The 22057-nt window shown below is 38.2% G+C and carries 25 protein-coding genes; 17 read left to right on the forward strand and 8 right to left on the reverse strand.

What is annotated here, in order from left to right; translation table 11 throughout:
* The first annotated feature begins 5 nt into the window (after nt 1-5).
* A complete protein-coding gene (locus M899_RS16770) occupies nt 6-542 on the forward strand; it encodes a YceI family protein (RefSeq protein ID WP_021272673.1) in 537 nt (178 codons plus the stop codon).
* A gap of 31 nt (nt 543-573) precedes the next feature.
* Here M899_RS16770 and M899_RS16775 read toward each other — a convergent pair whose 3' ends face one another.
* The gene (locus tag M899_RS16775) at nt 574-1461 is read right to left on the reverse strand and encodes a LysR family transcriptional regulator (RefSeq protein ID WP_021272686.1); all 888 of its coding nucleotides are present in this window, start codon (nt 1459-1461) and stop codon (nt 574-576) included.
* Between the two features lie 104 nt (nt 1462-1565).
* On the opposite strand from M899_RS16775, the gene M899_RS16780 reads away from it, so the two are divergent.
* The 3 genes from M899_RS16780 to M899_RS16790 all read left to right on the forward strand — a co-directional run bounded on the left by M899_RS16780 (nt 1566) and on the right by M899_RS16790 (nt 5443).
* Complete coding sequence (locus tag M899_RS16780; protein WP_021272677.1) at nt 1566-2903, forward strand: MATE family efflux transporter; 1338 nt, start codon at nt 1566-1568, stop codon at nt 2901-2903.
* A gap of 60 nt (nt 2904-2963) precedes the next feature.
* The gene (locus tag M899_RS16785) at nt 2964-3170 is read left to right on the forward strand and encodes a hypothetical protein (protein ID WP_021272721.1); all 207 of its coding nucleotides are present in this window, start codon (nt 2964-2966) and stop codon (nt 3168-3170) included.
* 104 nt (nt 3171-3274) lie between these two features.
* Nucleotides 3275-5443 (forward strand): UvrD-helicase domain-containing protein, encoded by a 2169-nt coding sequence (locus M899_RS16790; RefSeq protein WP_021272704.1) that lies wholly within the window; start codon nt 3275-3277, stop codon nt 5441-5443.
* Here the strand turns inward: M899_RS16790 and M899_RS16795 are convergent.
* On the reverse strand, nt 5440-6057 hold the full coding sequence (locus M899_RS16795) for a 2OG-Fe(II) oxygenase (RefSeq protein WP_021272724.1): 618 nt from the start codon (nt 6055-6057) through the stop codon (nt 5440-5442). The genes M899_RS16790 and M899_RS16795 overlap by 4 nt on opposite strands.
* A 199-nt stretch (nt 6058-6256) precedes the next feature.
* Here M899_RS16795 and M899_RS16800 point away from each other — a divergent pair, with 199 nt between their 5' ends.
* Nucleotides 6257-7222, forward strand: a complete 966-nt coding sequence (locus tag M899_RS16800) for a deoxyhypusine synthase family protein (RefSeq protein ID WP_021272646.1) — start codon at nt 6257-6259, stop codon at nt 7220-7222.
* On the opposite strand, the gene M899_RS16805 is transcribed toward M899_RS16800, so the two are convergent.
* Entirely contained in the window at nt 7223-7462 is a 240-nt protein-coding gene (locus M899_RS16805) for a hypothetical protein (protein ID WP_021272675.1), read from the reverse strand. It abuts the gene before it with no gap.
* A 125-nt stretch (nt 7463-7587) separates the two neighbouring features.
* Here M899_RS16805 and M899_RS16810 point away from each other — a divergent pair, with 125 nt between their 5' ends.
* Both M899_RS16810 and M899_RS16815 read left to right on the forward strand, forming a co-directional pair.
* Complete coding sequence (locus M899_RS16810; protein WP_021272667.1) at nt 7588-8304, forward strand: protein kinase domain-containing protein; 717 nt, start codon at nt 7588-7590, stop codon at nt 8302-8304.
* 69 nt (nt 8305-8373) lie between these two features.
* Nucleotides 8374-8766 carry an HIT domain-containing protein gene (locus tag M899_RS16815; protein ID WP_021272663.1) on the forward strand — a complete coding sequence of 131 codons (393 nt, stop codon included), beginning with the start codon at nt 8374-8376 and terminating at the stop codon, nt 8764-8766.
* Here the strand turns inward: M899_RS16815 and M899_RS16820 are convergent.
* The 3 genes from M899_RS16820 to rimI are packed head-to-tail and all read right to left on the reverse strand — an operon-like array spanning nt 8763 to nt 10613.
* On the reverse strand, nt 8763-9254 hold the full coding sequence (locus M899_RS16820) for a GreA/GreB family elongation factor (RefSeq protein WP_021272681.1): 492 nt from the start codon (nt 9252-9254) through the stop codon (nt 8763-8765). The two genes, M899_RS16815 and M899_RS16820, sit on opposite strands and share 4 nt — an antisense overlap.
* Nucleotides 9247-9516 (reverse strand): GIY-YIG nuclease family protein, encoded by a 270-nt coding sequence (locus M899_RS16825; protein ID WP_021272732.1) that lies wholly within the window; start codon nt 9514-9516, stop codon nt 9247-9249. Before M899_RS16825 ends, M899_RS16820 begins: the two co-directional genes overlap by 8 nt.
* On the reverse strand, nt 9513-10613 hold the full coding sequence (gene rimI, locus M899_RS16830; RefSeq protein ID WP_021272658.1) for a ribosomal protein S18-alanine N-acetyltransferase: 1101 nt from the start codon (nt 10611-10613) through the stop codon (nt 9513-9515). Before rimI ends, M899_RS16825 begins: the two co-directional genes overlap by 4 nt.
* Before the next feature lie 86 nt (nt 10614-10699).
* On the opposite strand from rimI, the gene M899_RS16835 reads away from it, so the two are divergent.
* The 10 genes from M899_RS16835 (at nt 10700) to M899_RS16880 (ending at nt 20951) form a co-directional block, all read left to right on the forward strand.
* Nucleotides 10700-12184, forward strand: coding sequence for a RimK family protein (locus M899_RS16835; protein WP_034730158.1), 1485 nt, complete (start codon nt 10700-10702; stop codon nt 12182-12184).
* Nucleotides 12185-12231: 47 nt separating this feature from the next.
* Nucleotides 12232-12477 carry an HNH endonuclease gene (locus M899_RS18815; RefSeq protein ID WP_369795344.1) on the forward strand — a complete coding sequence of 82 codons (246 nt, stop codon included), beginning with the start codon at nt 12232-12234 and terminating at the stop codon, nt 12475-12477.
* 130 nt (nt 12478-12607) lie between these two features.
* On the forward strand, nt 12608-14227 hold the full coding sequence (locus tag M899_RS16845; RefSeq protein ID WP_021272653.1) for an ABC-F family ATP-binding cassette domain-containing protein: 1620 nt from the start codon (nt 12608-12610) through the stop codon (nt 14225-14227).
* Entirely contained in the window at nt 14227-14499 is a 273-nt protein-coding gene (locus tag M899_RS16850) for a peptidylprolyl isomerase (RefSeq protein ID WP_021272731.1), read from the forward strand. The genes M899_RS16845 and M899_RS16850 overlap by 1 nt, the downstream gene beginning before the upstream one ends.
* 36 nt (nt 14500-14535) lie before the next feature.
* Nucleotides 14536-15216, forward strand: a complete 681-nt coding sequence (locus tag M899_RS16855) for a hypothetical protein (RefSeq protein WP_034730163.1) — start codon at nt 14536-14538, stop codon at nt 15214-15216.
* An 84-nt stretch (nt 15217-15300) separates the two neighbouring features.
* Nucleotides 15301-16767: a sodium:solute symporter family protein gene (locus M899_RS16860; protein WP_021272691.1), complete on the forward strand. Its 1467-nt coding sequence runs from the start codon at nt 15301-15303 to the stop codon at nt 16765-16767.
* A 44-nt stretch (nt 16768-16811) separates the two neighbouring features.
* Complete coding sequence (locus M899_RS16865; RefSeq protein WP_021272665.1) at nt 16812-18215, forward strand: coniferyl aldehyde dehydrogenase; 1404 nt, start codon at nt 16812-16814, stop codon at nt 18213-18215.
* Between the two features lie 71 nt (nt 18216-18286).
* Complete coding sequence (locus M899_RS16870) at nt 18287-18505, forward strand: heavy-metal-associated domain-containing protein (protein WP_021272727.1); 219 nt, start codon at nt 18287-18289, stop codon at nt 18503-18505.
* On the forward strand, nt 18505-20673 hold the full coding sequence (locus tag M899_RS16875; RefSeq protein ID WP_021272723.1) for a heavy metal translocating P-type ATPase: 2169 nt from the start codon (nt 18505-18507) through the stop codon (nt 20671-20673). Before M899_RS16870 ends, M899_RS16875 begins: the two co-directional genes overlap by 1 nt.
* On the forward strand, nt 20673-20951 hold the full coding sequence (locus M899_RS16880) for a metal-sensitive transcriptional regulator (RefSeq protein ID WP_021272676.1): 279 nt from the start codon (nt 20673-20675) through the stop codon (nt 20949-20951). The genes M899_RS16875 and M899_RS16880 overlap by 1 nt, the downstream gene beginning before the upstream one ends.
* Here M899_RS16880 and M899_RS16885 read toward each other — a convergent pair.
* Nucleotides 20931-21458, reverse strand: a complete 528-nt coding sequence (locus M899_RS16885) for a hypothetical protein (protein ID WP_021272678.1) — start codon at nt 21456-21458, stop codon at nt 20931-20933. The two genes, M899_RS16880 and M899_RS16885, sit on opposite strands and share 21 nt — an antisense overlap.
* Nucleotides 21451-21975, reverse strand: coding sequence for an RNA polymerase sigma factor (locus M899_RS18135; RefSeq protein WP_021272745.1), 525 nt, complete (start codon nt 21973-21975; stop codon nt 21451-21453). The genes M899_RS16885 and M899_RS18135 overlap by 8 nt, the downstream gene beginning before the upstream one ends.
* Between the last annotated feature and the right edge of the window lie 82 nt (nt 21976-22057).

Below are 22057 nucleotides of genomic sequence, written 5' to 3' on the forward strand. Positions count from 1 at the left end.
TTAAAATGAAAAGGTTATTTGTATTAATTGCAGCGATGGCTTCTCTTACAGCATTTGGTGCTGATGTTGATGTAAAAAACAGTGTTTTCCAATGGACAGGAAAAAAAGTAACTGGACAACATACGGGAAAAATCTTTCTTAAAAGCGGAAGTGTTGAAGTTGAAAAAGAAAAGTTAACAGGCGGATCATTTGTTATTGATGTAAATACAGTAACTGTTGAAGACCTATCTGGTGAATGGAAAGATAAATTTCTTACTCACATGAAAAGCCCGGACTTTTTTACTGTAGATAAATTTCCTGAAGCAAAACTTGTTATCAAGTCTGTGAAAGGAAATGATGTTACTGCTGATTTAACAATCAAAGGGAAAACAAACCCAGTTAACTTCAAATACAAAAAAGATGGAAATGCATTTTCTGGAACTCTCGTTTTTGATAGAACAAAATTTGATATGGTTTACGGTTCGGGAGACTTCTTCAAAGGTCTTGGCGATAAGATGATCTATAATGATGTTTCACTTGAATTTAAAGTCGTAACAAAATAAATAAGGAAGGCCACTTTTGTGGCCTTTTTTATTAATCAAATACATATTTCTTTTCTTCTAAATATTCTAAAAATGCTCTAGTTTTCGATGAAAGAAACTCTCTAGAAGGATAAATTGCATATAGGGGAACATCTCCCGCTTGCCAGTCTGTCATAACTTTATTCAAAGGCCCATTTTTGAAATCAGATTGAAACATAAAGTTTGGTAGCAAACCAATGCCAACTCCATTAATAATTGCATTACGAATGATCAGAAGATTGTTTGCCCCAAGACGCGGATTTTTTATCAAGAGCTGACATTCTTCTTCTCCATTTTTTAATTTCACATCTTTAGCGTGGAGACTCATATTAGTTACCCATGGCAGAGACTCTAATTCTTTGGGGTGCTTCATTTGTTTTATTTTTTTAGCGAAATCGTTATTGGCAACAATTGAAAATTTACCAAGGCCAACTTGTTTACAGATAAGATTTGAGTTTTGAATTTTCCCTGGCCTTAGGGCCAAATCAAACCTTTCTTTAACGATATCTTTTTTAATCGTAGAGATGTCTAAGTCAATTTGGATGTCGGGATATTTTTTGAGAAAGCCTGGGATGATTTCAAATGAAACAAATTGTCCTAATGCAATGGCGGTCGTAATTCTAAGTCTTCCTTGGGGTGCACTGTTTAGTGATTGCACCGCCATCTTTGCATCATTGAGACCATCCATTAAATTATGTGTTCTTTCGTAAAAAGCTCGACCCTCTTCGGTCAAAGAAAGTGAACGGGTGGTTCTGTTAAGGAGCTTAACTTCGAGAGCTTTTTCGAGATTGGCGATGCGACGACTGACAAGAGACTTTTGTAATCTCAATGATTCAGCTGCTTTAGTAAAGCTTCCATACTCAAGGAGCTTCACAAATAAATAAACATCATTCAAGTCCATAGACCCTCCCATTGTCCTAATTATAGGACAATGAGTTTTATTTTAAAGCATTTATTTCAGTATCTGAAACTAATATACTAGTAATGTTGCTATGGAGGCCTACCTTGAAAGCTAAACTCACTACAGGCAATGAAGTGAAACATCTTTTGAATCTCTCTCTACCCATGATGGTAGGCATCCTCGCAATATTCGGGTTTAACCTGGTTGATACGTATTTTGTCGGTCAGCTTGGTAGCACTGAGCTGGCCGCCATCTCTTTTACCTTTCCAGTCGTATCCATTTTAGGAAGTATCGCTTTTGGCCTAGGCCTTGGTGTTACAAGTCTTATTTCCCGTGCAATTGGCAGGGGGGATCACGAGTATGTAAAAGAGATTGCAACAGATGGATTGTCCCTCGCTTTTTTAACGATTACAGTTGTCAGCGTAATTTGTTACTTCAACATTGATCCTATTTTTAGACTTCTCGGTGCTAGTGATGAGCTTCTTCCCTATATTCGCGACTACATGGAAATTTGGTTTTTCACGATGCTCTTTGTTGTCGTACCAATGGTAGGCAATGGGGCCATTAGAGCAACAGGAAATACAAAATTTCCCGCTATCATTATGATCGCTGCTGGAGTGATTAACTTTATTCTCGATCCGATTATGATTTTTGGACTTTATGGAATGCCGAGAATGGAGTTGCAAGGGGCCGCTCTTGCGACTGTGATTTCACGCTTTTTTTCTATGTGTGCAGCTATTTTCTTTTTGCACTATAAACTCAAGATGTTAACGAATCCGTTTCGTCAATTCTCTAGTGTTCTTAAAAACTGGCGCGCCATTTTAGACCTTGGGATTCCAGGGGCCCTAAATAATGCTATTATTCCGCTTTCGCTTGGATTTATCACAAGACTTGTATCGGCCCATGGTAATGACGCCGTGGCAGGTTTTGGTGTGGCCACACGAATTGAATCTTTCATTATGATTTGTATTATTGGGGTGGCAGCGAGTTTGTCTCCCTTTATTGGCCAAAATTGGGGAGCAAGAGAATTTGCTCGTATTGAAAAGGCCATGCTGACTTCAAATATTTTTGCTTTCTTGTGGTCTATATTTGCTTTTGGTGTTTTCTATATTTTCTCAGGTCCGATTGTGGCCGCTTTCTCTCAAAGTGCGGCCGTTCAAAATGTGGCGAAGTTTTATTTAGAAATTATGATTTTGACCTTCATTTTTGCAGGCATCATGCTCAATATAAATTCTTCATTTAATGCGATTGGTCGACCAAAGGTTTCACTAGTTCTGACCCTTGTAAGGATTGGAATTCTTTATGTGCCTCTGGCCTATATCCTAGACAGCTTTTTCAGTGAGAAGGGGATTTTTGTTGCTGGGGCCCTAGCAAATGTCCTTGTTGGTCTAGGGGCCATGGTTGTTTATAAGAATAAATTTTTTAACAGTAGGACTTTGTAGTTTCCCAATCCCTTGAAATTTGCTATCAGTGTTTAAATTTCTTTTATGGAAGGAGCATTGATGAAAGATTTTAGTGATTTAAGCGAATGGAGCCCAAAGAGATTGAGAACTCTTCGCAACAATCTAAATAACAGAATTGAAACGTTTAAGAATAATCCAAATAACCCAAAAGCACTTCAACCAAGTCACGCGCTTTATGGTATGGAAGAAGGCGAGTGCCAAGAGCTTCTTAAAAAAGTAAGAGAATTACTTCTTAAATTAAAATAAGGTCCAAAGTTGGACCTTTTCTATACTCTCGATTCAATTGTTCTAAAAATGTTCTCATTATTCACATTTTCATTATAATAAAAGGGATAGACTAAGGAGTCCCATTGTCCGCAGAAAGTTTGAATTCTTATTTTCAAAAAATTGAAGAACATCTTGTCCAAGTACAAAATGTTATCAACAAAATTCCCACGCTTAATCTCGATACTCTCTATCGTTTAGAAAAAGATATGGAGGCCCTACGCCTTGAGGCAAAATATTGTAAGGCCGATGATTTGCCTGGGATTATGGATCAGATGAACAACCTTCATAATCTCATTGTGAAGTTTTCAAAACCATTGAAACTCCCAGATGGCGCTTCACCGTTTTTTGGGCATATGAGAATTTTTCAAGATAAAAAAGAAAAAGATATTTATCTTGGCCACGTTTCTTTGATGCATGAACAAATGAAATTCAAGATTATCGATTGGAAACGCGCACCACTGGCGAAAGTTTTCTATCAATACGATGAAGGCGATGACTTTGACTTTGATGTAGAAGATCGAACAGTTGAAGGACAAATCTTAGAAAAATCCGTTATTACAATTGTAAATGGAAAGTTGTATCGCATTGATCGCAACGATGAGACCTATGTGAAGAAAGAGGGGAAATGGACTTCTTCAAATGAAGAAAAAGTTCATCTCTCTGGTGGTCAAGGTCAGTCTTATGGTGAGATTGCCATTGGGACAGGAAATACTGATCACAAAAATCCTGATGTTATTTCAATGCTCGATAAAGAGCAGTTTAAAATCGTTGAGGCCGACGCTAAGGCCCCTTTACTTATTGTTGGGGGAGCGGGAAGTGGAAAAACGACAGTTGCCCTTTATCGCATGGCAAGGCTGCTTGAAAATAGGGCCTTTGGTGAGAGCGAAGCAGTGATTATTGTTCCAAATCTTGGGCTTATTCGACTTGCTGAAACTCTTTTAGAGAAAATGGGACTCTACTCAGTCAAAGTTCGCGCTTTAGATGAAGTCTTTTCAACATTAGTAAGACAGGCCGTAAAGGGTGTTCCTGCTAAGGTTTACGAAGAAGCACCATTGGTATCAGGAATAATTAAAAGACATCATTCGACACTACACATCTTATCTCGTTATGTGCAAAAGATTGAAAGAGACCTTATCCACGATTTGAAAAAAATTGATCTGGATCTAACTTTCCAAAGGATGAAAGGTCCTGTGGGCAGAAGACTTGAAGAGCTCTCTTTTAGGGCCGATGGAATTAAAGCGATTAAACTTAAAGAAATGAGACAAAATCTCAATAATATTTTAGAGCTTTATTTTAATTTCCTATCTAGTTCTGTTTTTCAAGCTCAGATTGTTGAGGCCTCTGGTGATGTCATTAGTCAGCGCATGATGAGTGAATTTAGTCATCACTTCAATCGTCAAATTAATAGCTTTGATAGTGATAAGGAATATCTTGAAAGAGAAATTGAAGGCGTTCAAAAGAGCCATGGTCATCTCGATATGGATGACTATCCATTGTTGTTGGAATTAAGAAGACAAGTTTGGGGATCGTTCTTAAGTGATCGCTCTGGGGCACAAAAACAATACAAGCATATTTTCCTCGATGAGGCGCAAGAGCTCTCTCCTGTACAATTGGGAATTGTTGGTGGCCTTATTCATAAGGAAGGAAATATCACTGTTGCTGGAGATGCTGTTCAACAAATTGATCCAACGATTAGTTTCGATTCTTGGGATAAAGTTCTTGATCATCTTGGTGTTGAAAATGTCGGAGTAACAGAGCTTAATGTTTCATACCGCTCGCCAAAAGAAGTTGTGGAATTTTCACATCAGGTTCTTGGACCTCTCAGCACAGGGGAGCTTCCTAAGACGAAGAAAACATCTGGACCTGTTGTTAAAACTCAAATTCAACATCTTGGTCATGCAACTGTGGTTATTGGTAAGGCCCTTGAAGATCTCGTTAAGAGGGAGCCAAAAGCGACTGTGGCCATTATTTGTAATAAGCTCGACGCTGCAAGAACTATTGCTGACGACCTTGGTGACTTGCCAAATGTAAGACTTGTGGAAAATGCCGATTTCAAGTTTACACCGGGAATTGATGTGACGAGCGTTGATCAAATTAGAGGGCTCGAGTTTGATTATGTCATTATTCCAGATTGTGATCGTGTGAATTACCCAGAAAATGCTCGCGCTAGAAAGAGGCTTCACCTTGCGGCCACTAGGGCCATGCACCAGTTGTGGGTTTTGTATCCAAGTGAGAGAACTCTTTTATTCTAAAAGATCATCTCATCATCGCGCACCCAAGACGTAATGGCCCATCTTTCATCATGGGATACAGTCACTTCATGATAAATATCCTCACTTAAAAAACAGACAAAGGTCCCTGATTCAGGGGCCACGACGGTCTCAACTTGCATCTTGTCTTCGGGGGAGTAAATAATGAGCTCGCCTTCACCCTTTGGTGCGGTATTGAGGTAGAGGATACAGGTTATTTTCCTATTCTTAGAGTCTTGGTGGAAATCGATATGCTTTTTGTAAAAGGAGCCATTTTTATAGAGTGAAAAATGGGATTCGTGTCGTTTTAATGATTGGAAGAAGTGGTAGTTAACGGCCTCTCTGAGCGATGTTAGGAACTCATCGTAGAGGCCTAACTGCGGGATCTCGTCCCAGCTCTCTATCCACATAATATTATCAGTTCGAATGTTTGTGCGTTGTTTTTGGTTTGTTGCCCTGCCTGTTTCGGCCTTTTTGAAGAGGTCCATTTCCCACTGCTTTTGGGCATAAGCAGTGAGTTCATGGCAAAAGTCTTGGTCGATAAGCCTCTTTCCCACAAAGTATTTCTTTGTCTCAAGGGACTCTAAAATTGTTGAAAAGCTCTCAATCAATGCCATGGGTGGTTCTCTAAAAATGTTCGAGATAAATACACCGAATTAATAGTGTAATTCAAGCGGAAAGTGGCCGTGTCGTCAAAATTAGTTTAGACTCCAAAATATACATTCATTTGTCAGCATTTGGTCGAATTTGATTGTCAAAAAATCACTTTGGGACTAAATGATGGGACTAAAATTAAACACTTTCCACGGGAATTGCATGAGCACTATTACTAATTTTATCGAGCACAATTACAGACACTTTAACGCTGCTGCATTAAGAGATGCTGCTAGAGCGTACAAGAAGCATATTGAAGATGGTAAGCCAATGATTATCACTCTTGCTGGTGCTATGAGTACTGCAGAATTAGGTCTAAGCTTAGCAGACATGATTCGCGAAGGAAAAGTTCAAGCGATTTCTTGTACAGGTGCAAACTTGGAAGAAGATGTATTCAACCTTGTTGCTCACAATCACTATGAGCGTATCCCTAACTATAGAAACTTAACAGAAGAGCAAGAAGAAGATCTTCTTAATCGTCACCTAAACCGTGTAACTGATACTTGTATTCCAGAAGAAGAGGCCATCAGAAGAATTGAGCGCGCTGTTTTAAAATCGTGGCAAAAAGCTTCAGATGCAGGAACGTCAAAATTCCCACACGAGTACTTATACGAAATTCTTCTTTCTGGTGAACTAGAAGAAAAATATCAAATTGATAAAAAGAATTCATGGCTACTTGCTGCTGCTGAAAAAAATCTTCCAATGATCGTTCCGGGTTGGGAAGATTCAACTCTTGGTAATATTTTTGCTGGTAGAGTTATCGAAGGAAAAATTAAAAGAGAGTGTATGAAGACGGGAATCGATTATATGATCTTCCTATCGAAGTGGTACCCTGAAAACTGTGGAAAAACAGGAATTGGTTTCTTCCAAATCGGTGGAGGTATCGCAGGTGATTTCCCAATTTGTGTAGTACCAATGATTGAACAAGATCTTGAGCTAGATGTTCCTAAGTGGAATTTTTTCTGCCAAATCTCAGACTCAACAACAAGTTACGGGTCTTACTCTGGAGCGGTTCCTAACGAGAAAATTACTTGGGGTAAACTAGAGACAAGCTCGCCTAAGTTTATTATTGAGTCGGACGCAACGATTGTTGCGCCCCTGATTTTCGCTTACGTTCTAGGACGTTAATTACTCAACTTCGTAAATTTCTTCAGAAGGGGCATCAGCAGGTGCTGTTGATTCCTCTTCTTCTTCAGAAGTTACTGAAAACGGTGAAGATTCAGATGAAGAAGATGATTCTTCATTGTATTGTTGAGAGTTTGAACTGTCCGTAGTTGTGGTAGAATCATCCATGGCCATTACACCAACGTTAAGTGTAAGAGCAACTAGGGCACAAAGTAGAGAAGAGATTAAGTTTTTTCTATTCATTGAGGTCTCCGCGTTAATGAATAACAATATCAACTTATTTTCGCTCTTTTTTTAGTTCGTGATAAATCGTTTTAATGCCATGGATTATTAGTTTAAAGTTAATTATAAGGTATAGGTTTAGGTAAATGAAAAATGAGATTGCGGCCTTTGACTTTGAAGAAGGAAAGATCCTTTCTAGCAAGTATGAAGTTGTCTCAAAACTCGGTGGTGGTTATGAAGGTGAGGTTTACCTCGTCAGAGAAATGGGGACGGGAATTGAGCGCGCAGCGAAGTTTTTCTACCCTAAGCACCAGTGGAATACTCGTACAATTCAGGCCTATGCTAAAAAACTCCATAAATTGAGATCTTGTAATTCTCTAATTAAATATATTTCTAAGGAAACCCTGAAATATAAAAATCATGAGATCACATACCTCCTTTCTGAATTCGTAGAGGGTATGACCCTTACTGAATATCTTAAGACATACCACCCCAAGGGGATGCCTTTCTATCAGGCCTTACACTTGATGTATGCCCTTGTGAAGGCCACCGAAGAACTTCATCTTAAGAAAGAATCCCATGGTGATATCCATGAGGACAATATCATTATGCAAAAGAAGGGGCTTCACTACGAATTGAAACTTATTGATGTTTTTCATAAGCGTAGAGGTTCAGTTCAAGCGGATGTCATTTATTTGTGTCAGTTATTGCATCTTATTTCAGGTGGCCCGAAGAAGTACGCAGGCCAGCCTCCCATTATTAAGAGTATTTGCTTAGGCCTAAAGCAAGGGTTAATTCGTCGTAAGTTCAAGAACTCGACCATGCTTAGGGTTTATCTTGAAAATACTCCATGGGAAGAATAAGAAAGTCATTGAACTCTATTCTAAAATTCACTACTCTCTAGGTGTAACCAATTTTAGCGGAGTCTAAAAATGTATAGCCTTCATGAGAGATTAGAAAACGATACTATTCAATGTACACAACTAGAGCTTTGTGAACTTAGGATTATGCCTGATTCAGAGTGCCCTTGGGTTGTTCTTATTCCAAAGAAAGATAACGTAAGGGAGATTTTTCAACTTACTACTGATGAGCAAGTTAAGCTTATTAAGGAAATCGCCCTCGTTTCTAAAAAGCTTCAAACAACTTTTGATGCTGATAAAATGAACGTAGGAGCACTTGGAAATATGGTTCCTCAGCTTCATATTCATATTATTGCGAGATTTGAAAGAGATCGCGCATGGCCAGGGGCCCTATGGGGTGTTCCTGATGAGTACGATGATGAGAAAAAAGATCGTTTCGTTCAAAAAATTAAGGCCCTTTTTTAATAAAGGGCCAGTATTTCAACTTCTTTAACTCCACCAGGAGTTTCAAGTTCAATAATGTCATTTACTTCTAGTCTCATCAATTCACTTCCTAGGGGAGAGTGGATTGAGAGGACCTGAATTTCCTTGCCGTCACACTCTAGAGTTACGCCACCATTCGAAGGAACGATAAAGTAGAGATGATCTTTTTTCTTTTTTCCCATGGTCTCACAACAGTGAACGAGGGCGCCGGGGCCGATTTCATCGTCATCAGTGTACTCAAGAAGTTCAAAAGCTTTAAGTATTTGGACATCTTGTTTTAAGATTTCAAGGCGGCGACCTTGAGCTCCGGCCAAGTAACTGGCTTCAATGCGGCGGGTGTCGTATTTGCCTTCTTGCTGCATATCCTTTTCTGAGATGTAGTCTCTTGCTAAGGCAACAGTTGTTTCTACTTTTTCTTTTTCATGCTCAAAATAAGCTAGAAGATCCGCGAGGATTTTACTCTTATTCATTTTTAGATTCCTTAATAAGCGCATCTTTTTGGGGGCGAGTGAGCGATTTTATATGGGCCTCTCTTTTACTGGCCTCGCTGCGATTTTTGCAAACTTCCGTGTACATAATTTTTACGGGGGTGTTGCCTCTAAAGAATTTTGCGCCTTTTTTACCTGATTTATGCTCTTCAAAACGTCGCTCCACATCGGTTGTAATACCGGTATAGAGCTTATTGTTTTTAGTTTTGATGATGTAGAGAAACCAGTTTTTTTCGTTTGTCATTTCTTATAAATGGCCACGATTGATTTAATTTGTTTGCTCCCAAATTTGGCCATCTTTTCAAATTCGTCACGTCTTACGGGAACGTCCATATTATCGTAGGCCGTTTGGTCTTTGGCAAGGTCTGGGTCTGGGTCATGGAAGTAAATAAAGTCGTCTTCAATACCCGTTATTGTAATCCAGTGGGGAGACTTGGTTTCAGTAAGGCGATATGAACTAATCAGAACTAGAGGGATTCCGCCATTGGCAAAAATACGTTTTAGGGTTTTCCAGTCGTACTCGTCATAAATCACTTTGATTTTGTTCTTTTTGATTTCTTTTTCAAAGCCTTCTTGAACAATTTTAATAATATCTTTTTTCTCTTCATCGCGAACGCTGTTTACAAAGAGATATGATTTCGTATTGAGGTAGAGCTCTACTTGAAAGCCGCGATGATGGGCCGAAAGAGCTAAACCATGGGGACCACAGCCCCCGTGACCTGAGGTCATAAAAACTGTCGTCGCTTCACGCCAGATTTGAATTTCTTCTAGTCTAGAAAATTGGATTTTTTTATTTAAGGCCTTCATTCCCATCATTAAAGATGAAGGGCCACAAGTAAATTCTGTGGTTTGCATATAGTAGGGAACTTTAACAATTTTTTTCGTAACTTGTTTACGAATTTTTTTCTCGTAACAAATGGCATCTTTATGATCTTCGTAATAGTCAACTTTGTGAGCAAACTTGCGATAACCCAGTTTTTCATACAACTTTATGGCGCCAATATTGTCGGTGCGAACTTCTAGTCTGATGTAAGTACTTTCTTCACCTAGGGCCACCTTTTCAAGATGTTCCATAAGGTGGCGCCCAACTTTTAGGTCGCGAAAATTAGGGTCAACAGCAATGGAGTAGAGTCGGGCCAGGGAAGTCGAGCGGTGAAAAAGCAGCAGCGCATATCCCGCCAGTTCTTTATTGTACTCTGCGACAATAAGAGAAGCATGGGCCTTCTCTAAGAAATACTTAAAATTTTTGTCGCTTAGTTTATCCGACTTGAAACATGCGTTTTCAATATCGACTAACTTCTTGATATCACCATGACCTGCAGGTCTAAACTTGATCACCATTTTTCCCACTCCAATTAGAATATAGGCTACCTCACTTTTGATTTTTGGTATATTGTTTCTATAAAAATATTTAACCGGAAAAGGGTGTGAAGGACTTAATTTTAATTGTAGACAAAAAAGAAGATTGGCAACCGTTTTATTCGACTGATCAGGTGGTAACGGCCGAAGAATATCTTTTCGAAGCGAAGTATCAGATCAAAGAAAAATTTCAAGTTATTAACTTGTGCCACAATGTTCGTTATCTCTCGTTGGGATATTATTGTTCACTTTTAGGAGAGGCTAAAAAACATAAGATCTTTCCAAATATTAAAACGATTAATGACCTTAGTAAAAAACGTTTTTACCTCTATGATCTTGAAGAGCTTCAGCATGCAGCGGAACATCTTGCTAAGAGAAAAGTTGGTAATGATAATCATATCAAGGCCATTGGTTTTAGAATTTTCTTTGGTCAAACGAAAGATCAAGAATTTAAATCTCTAGCAAAACAAATTTTTGATGCCTACCCAGCACCTTTATTAGAAGTAAGGATCGTTCATAAAGGAAGTTGGCAAATTGATTCTCTGGTTCCTTTTGGGATTCGTGATCTTACTGAAGTCGAAGAAGATTTTTTTGCAGAAGCACTTGATCGCTTTAGTTCGAAAATTTGGAGACTGCCAAAACTTAGAAAAATTTATCGCTACGATCTTGCTGTTCTTCATGATCCAGAAGAAAAACTTCCTCCGAGTGATCCGAAGGCCCTTAAACTTTTTCAACAGGCCTGTAAAGCTCAGGGGATTTACTGCGAGTTTATTACGAAAAAAGATCTGCCTCGTATTTCAGAATTCGATGCTCTTTTCATTCGTGAGACTACGGCAATTAATAATCACACTTACAAATTTGCTAAACGTGCAGAGAATGAAGGCCTTGTTGTTATTGATGACACAAGATCAATTATCAAATGTACGAATAAAATTTTCTTAGACAACTTGCTTACAGGTCACAACGTTCCTTGTATTCCAAGTTATTTTACATCAGATGCGGACGATGAAACCATTGATCTTCTTGAGAAGAAATTTGGCTTTCCAATGGTTATGAAAATTCCCGATGGCTCATTTTCTATTGGTGTAACAAAAGTAAAAGATAGAAAAGAGTTGCAAGATAACTTGAAGAGAATTTTAAAACAAACAGCTCTCGTTCTTGTTCAAAAATTTCTTTACACGTCATTTGACTGGAGAATTGGTGTTCTTAATGGGAAACCTCTCTTTGCTTGTAAATACTATATGAGTAAAGATCATTGGCAGATTTACAATCATGCTAAAAAGAACAACGAGGTTTCTGGGGCAGCCGATACGTTGGCCATTGAGGACGTTCCTAAGCACGTAATGAAATCTGCTCTCGATGCTGCAAACTTAATTGGTAATAGTCTTTATGGCGTGGATATTAAAGAGGTTGATGGCATAGCTTACGTTGTTGAAGTTAATGACAATCCAAATATCGATCACGATGTGGAAGATCGTGTGGGCAAAAAAGATATTTATGCGACTATCGTGAGTGAATTTATTCGTCGTATAGAAGAAAGCAAAAATAACTAATGACCCAGCTTGCTCATTGCAACCTTGGAAGAAGATGGCACATGTGGATGAAGACAAAGACATGTGCCCTTTGCCACCAAGAAATCGTTTCTTATGAAGATTGCTCCGTTGATCACATTGTCCCCAAATCCTTAGGGGGAAGTGATCACGGGAATAATCTGCAAATCACTCACACCTGGTGCAACCATCTCAAAGACAATTTGTCTCCATGGCAGGCCAAAATTTTCTTTTTCATTAACCGCTACTTCTTTCCCATTAAAAAAGGAAAGCTCTCGCGCCGCCCTAAATCGTGAAGAATTGTTTATTGCAAAGAGTCTTTATCATTATTTTTTGCTTATATTGGCAAAAATACAGGTCCGTGCAGTGACACATAGAGCATAATTTTGTAGAATTTTGCGAATTCAATTAAATCGAGGTTTATCTATGTTAAGCGTGGCCAATATCACTAAGGCCCAAAGTGGGGAAGTTCTTTACTCTGGGGCATCATTTCAAATCAATCCTGGGGAAAAAGTTGGTCTTGTTGGTCCAAACGGCGCCGGGAAAACAACACTTTTTAGAATGATTATTGGTGAAGAAAGACCTGATGAGGGACAAATTTCTCTTCCTCAACAGACACGTTGGGCCTATTTCTCACAAAAAGTGGGTGAGATGGCCGGAAAGACAGCACTTCAAGAAGTTATGGACGGTGATAAGAAAATTGCCGAGCTTCAAGTGCAACTCAAAGAATTTGAAGAAAGACTTGTTGATTGTGCCAATATGTCTGACGATGAGATGAATGATCTTCTCGCAAAAATGGGGGACGTTCAATCAGAGTTTGAAAAGCGTGGCGGATACGATTTAGAAAATAGAGCAGAAGAAATTTTAACAGGTCTTGGTATCACTCCTGAGGAGCATAGAAAACAAGTTCAAGAGTTTTCTGGTGGATGGAAGATGAGAATTGCCCTCGCGAAAGTTCTTGTTATGAATCCAGATCTGATCATTATGGATGAGCCTACTAACTACCTTGATATGGAAACGATTCTTTGGATTGAAGAGTGGTTGAAGAATTTCAAAGGTGCGATCTTCATGACAACTCACGATCGTGACTTCATGAATAACGTTTGTAAAAAAATTATTGAAATTTCTCACGGTAAAGTGACTACTTACTCTGGGAACTATGACTTCTATCTTCAAGATAAAGAAGTTCGTATGCAACAGTTAAAGGCCGAAGCAGCAAGACAACAAGAGATGCTTTCAAAAGAAGAAGAATTCATCGCTAAGTTTAAGGCACGCGCCTCTCACGCAGCTCAAGTTCAGTCTCGAGTAAAGAAGCTTGAAAAAATTGATCGCATTGAAGTTCCAACTGAAGAAGAGACAATCAGTTTTCAATTCCCAACTCCTCCAAGAGGTGGTGATGACGTTGTAGGAATTGAGTCTCTCTCTAAAAATTGGCAAACTCCAAATGGTGAAGTGAAAGAAGTTTTTAATGGCCTAACAACATTAGTTAAGCGTTTGGATAAAATTGCTGTTGTTGGTGTTAACGGGGCCGGTAAGTCGACTCTTCTAAAGTGTCTGACTGGATTTACTGAACCAACAAGTGGTGAAGTAAAAATTGGGCCAAGTGTGAAGATTGGATACTTTTCTCAATACTCACTTGAAGTTCTTGAACCAGAAAATACTGTTTTTGATGAAGTAAGAAAGGGCCTCGCTGCGGCCAGTGATGGTTATGTCAGAAACCTTCTTGCTGCATTCTTGTTTCGCGGTGACGATGTTAAGAAAAAAGTAAAATACTTATCTGGAGGGGAGAAGTCGAGACTTGTGCTTGCTGTTCTACTTTCTCAAAATAATAATTGTCTTGTTCTGGATGAGCCTACCAACCACCTTGATATTAAATCTCGTGAAGTTCTTCTAGATGCTCTTAAAAGATATGAAGGGACAATTATTTTTGTAAGTCACGACCGTCACTTCTTGCATGCACTTGCAGAGAAAGTATACGAAGTGGATAAGGGTGAAGTTAGAATTTACCCAGGAAATTATAGTTACTATCTTGGAAAGGTGGATTAGTGAAAACTATCGTCGCTTCTCACATTTTAGTGGCCCATGAATATGAGGTTTCTGATTTACAAAGAAAGTTAAGTGAAGGGGTAAGCTTTGAAGAGCTTGCCCGTGATTATTCTCTTTGTCCTTCTGGTAAGCAAGGCGGAAATTTAGGACGCTTTAGTCCTGGTCAAATGGTTAAACCTTTTTCTCTTGCTGCTTTTAAATTAGAAGTGGGAGAGATTTCGGAACCTGTTCGCACTCAATTTGGATTTCATTTAATTAAAAGAATTGAATAGCTTGAGTCAAACTTTGATGTCGGTTATACTTTTTTGGTGACTAAATTATCTGATAAACTCATTTGGAATAACGATTTTGACTTACTTGTTCGTAAGCTTTTGGACTCTCTTAATATTGGAGAGTCTGCTACGCTTTGGCAAAATAATGGTCAAAAACGAATCACTGCAGAGGGAAGAATTGAGAGTATCGACCCTGAAAAGCGTGAGATTTTTATTACCCACACTAGTGAGAATGCAAAATTATTTAATCCCAATGATTTTCTTTATTTTCACTGTCCTCGTACAGGACTTTTGTTTAAAACCAGTTTAATCACAAGCGAAGAAAATAACTCATTAACGGCCAAGCTTCCAGACAACTATAGAATGCTTGAGCTAAGGCTTGAGACAAGACTTGCTGTGGCCCCTCAGATCATAAGGGCCCTAATGGACGTATCTTTTAGTAGCTATGAAGAAGAAGTTGAATTTGATGTCATCGACATCAGTCCAAGTGGATTGGGCCTTCTCTTGCTAAGCAGACAAAATGAATATTTTGTTGGTCAGAAGCTTTTTCTTAAAAAAATTGGTGATTTCGGTTTTGACTATGTGATGCCGAGCGAAATTGCTCATTTGACTCCGATTCGTGATTTTTCAGCTGAAAATGATGGGAAAATTCATATGGGGCTACGCTTTATTGGTGAATTACCTGCTGAAATCCTGTTTGACCTTATTGAAATCTAAATTTCCGAATTAATTTATGCCTTGCAACTAGTTAATATTTTTTTGTTAGGATATGGTTTTGCCCTAATATTTGGAGCACGAACTATGACACCTGAAATCTTTAAGTATTTGCTGGTTACACTTTTTGTAGCAGCAACATTTTGGTTTTCTTACTTAGGTATGAAGAAGACCAGCGGATTAAAATCTTTTTCAATTGGTAATAAAGATATGGGCCCTTACCTCATTGGTATCACAATGGCGGCCTCAATTTCTTCAACAGCAACTTTTGTCATCAATCCTGGGTTTGTTTATACCCACGGTCTATCGGCGTATCTGCACTATGGTGTAGGAGCATCGTTAGGGATTCTAACGGCCTTTATGCTACTCACAAGAGGCTTTAGAGAAGTTGGTGAGAAGACGCAAGCTCTAACTATTCCTGATTGGATTTACCATAGATATGGATCGCGCAAGCTGTCTTTATTTTTTGCTCTAATCAATCTTTTGAGCATTACTTTTGTAGTACTCATTCTTGTGGGCTGCTCAATTTTAATGAGCTCGATTTTCCCTGTAAGCCAGAAGATGGCCCTCGTCATTTCACTATTATTTGTTTTTAGTTATGTTTTGATGGGGGGAAGCTACGCTCACGCCTATACAAATGCCTTTCAAGGTCTAATGATGATCGCTATCAGTCTTGTACTTTTTTTCAATGGGATGAAGTATTTTGACGGAGATTTTATAGGCACACTCACACAATTTGGTGCCAACTACGCGAGTGCCTTTAATTCTGAAAGTAATCTTTACTATGATTTCTTCTCAGTATTTGGCTCAAGTTTCGTCATCAGTTTTGCTCTAATGATGCAGCCACATATCTTTACTAAGGTTCTTTACTTAAAAGAAGATAAAGATGTGAACAAGTTTATTCTGACAACGATCGTTGTTGGGGTTGTTTTCTCACTAATGCTCTTTATTGGCTTCTTTGCCAAAATTTCAGGTCTCGTGGTGGATAGGCAAGATCTTGTTGTGAGCTCTTATATCATTAAGGAGTTCGGTCAAAATGGTCTTGGTCAATACTTCCTGACCTTTGTGACCATTGGACTTTTGGCAGCTGGTTTAAGTACTCTTGATGGAATTCTCGTGGCCCTTTCTAGTATGGCCGTTAATGATATCTATATGCCTTTTGCTAAGAATAAATCAGATGATGGCAAAGCTGGGCTTCTTCTTTCAAGAATTGTTCTCGTGGGAATTGGATTGGTTTCATTCGCACTGGCCTGGAATCCGCCTCAACTTGTCGGTCTATTTGCTCAAAAAGGCGTTTATGCATTGGCCGCAGCAAGTATGGCCCCAATTTGTTTTGGTGTTCTAATTAAAAGAAAAATTCCAGTTCAAATTGTAGCGATTGCTTCTATGATTGGTTTCTTTGGCCATTTGATTCTTAATCTATTTATGGGCGTTTATAATCCGAGTGTGTCTAGCTCATATAGTATTATCGCTTCACTATCGTTCATCGTGTTCTATCTTCTTTTAACTCATGGTCCAAAGATCAATGAGTCAGTTGTTTACTTAGAAGATTAAATGTTACAATGGCACCTACTGAATAAAAAACAATAGGTGCCTATATGAAAAATTATACGATCACTAATCTTCAAGATGTTTTTTCCACTCAACGCCAAGTCTTTAGAAATAACCCATACCCAACGCGCGAATTTAGAAAAGAACAATTAAAAAAACTAAAACGATTAATTCTCGAAAATAAAAAAGAAATCATTCAGGCCATGAGTGATGATTTTGGATATCGCAGTGAATATGATTCTCTGTTTGGCGATATTGTTCCCACTGTGAATAATATCAACTACTGCATTAAGCATCTGGGAAAGTGGATGAAGACAGAGCGTAGAAGTCCTGGCCTCGCTCTTTTTCCTGCAAAAATAGAAGTCATGTATCAACCCAAGGGAGTTGTGGGTATTATTGTTCCTTGGAATTTTCCCATTATGCTCTCTCTTGCTCCTTTAGCAAATGCCTTGGCCGCAGGGAATAGAGTTATTATAAAAATGTCCGAACTTTCAGTGAACTTAACTAACGTTTTAGATAAATTATTTCGTAAATATTTTTCAGAAAATGAAGTTTTGATCTATGGTGGAGATGCTGCAATTGCAGAGGCCTTTACAAGACTTCCGTTTGATCACATTCTTTTTACAGGATCGACTCGCGTAGGAAAGATGGTGATGAAGGCCTGTAGTGAAAACTTAACTCCTGTCACACTAGAGCTTGGTGGGAAGTCGCCAGTTATCATTGATGATAAAATCGATATGGAAATGGCCGTAGAAAGAGTTATTTTTGGAAAGAGCTTAAATGCTGGTCAGATTTGTGTGGCACCAGATTATATTCTTATTCCTGAAAATAGAGTCACAGATTTCTGTGATACTTACAAAAAGCAATTTTTATCAATGTATAAAAAACTCGATAATGACTTCACTCATATAATAAATGAAGGTCATTATGAGAGGATTAGTAAGTGGAAAGATGAAGCAAAAAATAATGGTGCTTTAATTCTCGATATTGACTCAGATTCATCACAGAATCGTCGTATGACAACAAAGCTTATTCTCAATGCCCAAGAAGATGATCAAGTTTTAAAGGAAGAAATTTTTGGACCTCTTCTACCAATCGTTCCTTATCACACAATTGATGAGGCCATTAAATATGTAAATTCCAGACCTCGACCACTGGCCCTCTACTTAATGAGTATGGACCGCCACTTACAAAAGCGCGTATTAAAAGAAATTCATAGTGGTGGGGTGGGGTTAAATGAGACCCTTATGCAAGTGGCCGCTGATGATGCGCCATTTGGTGGAATTGGGCCTTCTGGGCTAGGCCATTACCACGGTAAAGAAGGTTTTCTCACTTTCTCACATGCTAAAACAATTATTAAAAGAGGGAAGTATTTCAATACAACAAAGCTTCTTTATCCGCCTTACGGAACCTTTATTCAAAGGTTTATCTTAAAGTTTTTCTTGCGCTAATTTTTTCCTTGCTTCGATCTGAACTTAGGATTATATTTTCCATATACCCCATGGGGGTATATGGAGGATGAATGAAAAATCTAATGTACACAGTAGAAGGTATGAAATGTGGAGGTTGTTCCTCTAAAATTGAAAACCGTTTTAAAGCGATGCCGGAAATTACAACAGTTGAAATTGCACTCGATGCAAAGACTGTAAAAGTAACGGCATCAGACGAAGTTTCTCCTATGAATCTTAAAAAAGAGCTAGAGGGACTGGGATTCCAAGTTGTAAAAATGGAGAAATTTTAATGTCTCAATTACAACTTAAAATTGGAGGCATGAGCTGTGCAAGCTGTGCCTCTAATATCGAAAAAAGTGTTAAGACCATTGCTGGTGTTGAAAAGGCCAGTGTTAATTTCGCCACTGAAAGTGCTGCCATTGAAGTCTCATCAGAAGATATCGCTAAAAAAGTTGAAGAAAATATCATTTCTCTTGGTTATTCCGTATTAAAAGAGGGAGGCGAAAATAAGGTCGTTCAAGAAAATGACTTTTTAAAATTTATCATCTCCTTTACATTGTCAGTTATTCTCTTTTTATTTGCCATGGGTCCGCTCATGCATTATCCCTCACATCTTGCAAATTGGTGGATTCAACTTGTTCTCGCTCTTCCAATTTGGTTATGGATTGGGGTTTCATTTCAAAAATCAGTTTTTCATTTCTTTAAAACTGGTCAATCTAATATGAACACATTGATCGGATTAGGAACGTCATCGGCCTTTTTATATAGTGCATTCGTGACAATCTTTAACGATTTTTCTATAGAGCATGGTTTAACTCAAACAGTTTATTTTGAGGCCGTGGGATTCATTATTTCATTTGTTTTCTTAGGACAATTTTTTGAGAAAAAAGCAAAGAAAAAAGCGAAAGAGGCCCTCGACGCACTTTTAAAATTAGGGGCCAAAAAAGCAACTCTTATTAAAGATGGTAAAGAGGTTGTTGTTGATATTAGTGACGTTGTGATTGGCGACATTATTAGAGTTAGGCCAGGTGAGAAAATTGCTGTAGATGGAGTTGTAACTAAAGGAACAAGTTCTATCGATGAGTCTATGATCTCTGGAGAGCCTTTACCTGTATATAAGAATGAAGGTGATAGTGTCTTCGCTGCAACAATAAATAATGAAGGAGTCATGGAGTATAGGGCCACAAAAGTTGGTAGTGATACTTTTCTTTCTCACATTGTTCAATTCGTAGAGAATGCGCAAAATTCTAAACCTTCAATTCAAAGATATGCCGATAAAATCAGCTCCATCTTTGTACCGATTGTTATCATTATTGCAATTTTAACTTTTGTACTGTGGTTTTTCTTAGGGCCTGAACCAAAGTGGGGTCTTTCCATTTCAAACTTAATTGCCGTTCTTGTTATTGCTTGTCCTTGTGCTCTTGGATTAGCAACGCCTACTGCAGTTGTTGTTGCAACAGGAAAAGCCAGTCAAAGAGGATTACTTATTGGTGGAGGGGAAGTTATAGAAAAGGCCACTAAAGTAGATGCCATTATTTTTGATAAAACGGGAACACTCACTGTCGGAAAACCAAGTGTTATAGAGTTTAAAGCGATCGCTGATGATGAACTGATTCTAAATCATGTCGCTTCCATTGAGGCATTCTCAGAACATCCCATTTCTAAAGCAATAGTTAAATTTGCCCAAGATAAGAATCATGATCTTGTTGAACCTGACCTGTTTGAAATAGTCGCAGGGAAAGGGATTAAAGCAAGTATTGGTGATGATGACTATGTAATAGGTTCGAAAAAGCTATTAGTAGAAAATAATATTTCGGCCGATGATAATGAGCTACATTCCAATAAAGTTGGGACTAAAGTTTTAGTCGCAAAAAACCAAAAATTGATTGCAAGCTTTACCATTGGAGATGAGATTAAATTTGAGGCCAAAGATGTTATGACTCATCTTCATGGTTTAGGAGTTGAAACATGGCTAATTACAGGTGATAACGAGTTTGTTGCTCATGATGTTGCAAAAAACCTTGGTATCGACAACGTTGTCGCAAATGCATTGCCAATGGATAAATTAGAGTATGTGAAAAAGCTTCAAGCACAAGGTAAAAAAGTTTGTATGCTTGGAGACGGAGTTAATGATGCTCCCGCTCTTAGTCTTGCGGATCTTTCTATGGCCATGGGAACAGGGACGGATGTGGCCATGAATGCTTCTGATGTCACAATCATTGGTGGAGACTTATCTAAAGTTGTGAGTTTTCTCATTCTAAGTAATAAGACGATGAGAGTAATTAAAGAAAATTTACTTCTTTCAATGATCTATAATTCGTTATTAATACCAATTGCAGCGGGACTATTGTATCCTATTAATGGACAGCTCCTGCCACCTGTTCTTGCATCAGTGGCCATGGGGTTGAGCAGTATTTCAGTTGTTACAAATAGTTTGAGAATTAGGAAGTTTATTTAATGGCACATCATGCAGATCATAAAAAAGTTGTAAACCGTCTTAAAAGAGTTGAAGGACAAGTCAGAGGACTTGTCCAAATGGTGGAAGGGGAAAAGTATTGCATGGATATTTTGACTCAAATTAAAGCTGCAAGAAGCGCTTTAAAGTCTATCGAATTAGAAATTCTTGAAGGACACGTTGATCACTGTGTTCAGCATGCCATTGAAAGTAATGATAGGAAAGAAGCTAAGAAAAAAATGGATGAAATAATGGAGCTTCTAAGAAGAAGCTCCAAGTAATCTATATTTAAGTTTTGAACTTAGAATAAAAAGAACAATCTGAGAAATAAGTGCCCCAATTGTCCAGTATATTACTGAGTTCAAATAGAACTGAGCACCAACTAAGTACATACCACTTAAGGCCGCAGCAGAAAGAGACAGAGCATAGAGATATTTTGAATTTAAAATATGTTTTCTTTCTGCACTATTAAGGACAAGGCCCGCAACAAAGGCGCCACTTCCAAGAAATATTGAACCACAAATGATCATACAAACAGAGTGGCCAAAAGTTCTGTGAAAGAAGTGAAAAAGATCATAGTTATTTGTTAAGCTCATTTCAAATTGTGGACAAAAAAGCATCGTGAGGATTCCAATGAATCCTTGCACTCCAAGAATTTTTGAAAAAACAACCGAATGAGAAACTTGAAGCTCATTTGAAATTAAAGTCATTACTTTTGAGTCAAGATGCTCTGGCGTCTTATGACTTTCATCTAAGAAATTTTTAAAATCTTTGTGGTTATTATTCATTTTCATCTCCCGTTAGGGCCTTTTTAATTTTCAAAAGAGCGCGAGAAATGATCTTTCTCGAATTCGACTCACTGGTTCCAATGAGTTGTGCCATCTCTTCATATTCTAGATCATCTACAAATCGCATTTTTATGGCCTCTTTTTCTTTTGGCCTTAGATTGTATTGATCTAAATTAATTTCTTCATCTGCATTACTATCTGTAATAGCAACTTCTACTTCTTCAACAAAGAGGGGTTGCTTTTTCTCTTTCTTAAAATAGTCGAGCAGAACACTTTTGCAAATTGTGTAAAGCCAAGGAAGAACTTCATATTTATCATCATAAAGACCTCTGCTCTTATGGAGCTTGATGAATGTTCCCTGGAAGAGGTCCTCGACAACGTCGGTCTGGACTCTCTTATAAAGGTAGGAATAGATCTTGTCTTTGTGTCTCATGTAGAGGACTTCAAAGGCCATCTGTTCTCCGTCTTTGTAGAGATTCATCAGTTTTTTATCTTCTAGATGATGAAATGGATTCACCTCTGACCTTCTTTACGACAAGAAATCACATTTTGTGACAAAAATTAAATAAATAGGTAACCTATTAATATCTCATTATTTT

The organism is Bacteriovorax sp. BSW11_IV (assembly GCF_000447755.1).
Classification (GTDB): Bacteria; Bdellovibrionota; Bacteriovoracia; order Bacteriovoracales; family Bacteriovoracaceae; genus BSW11-IV.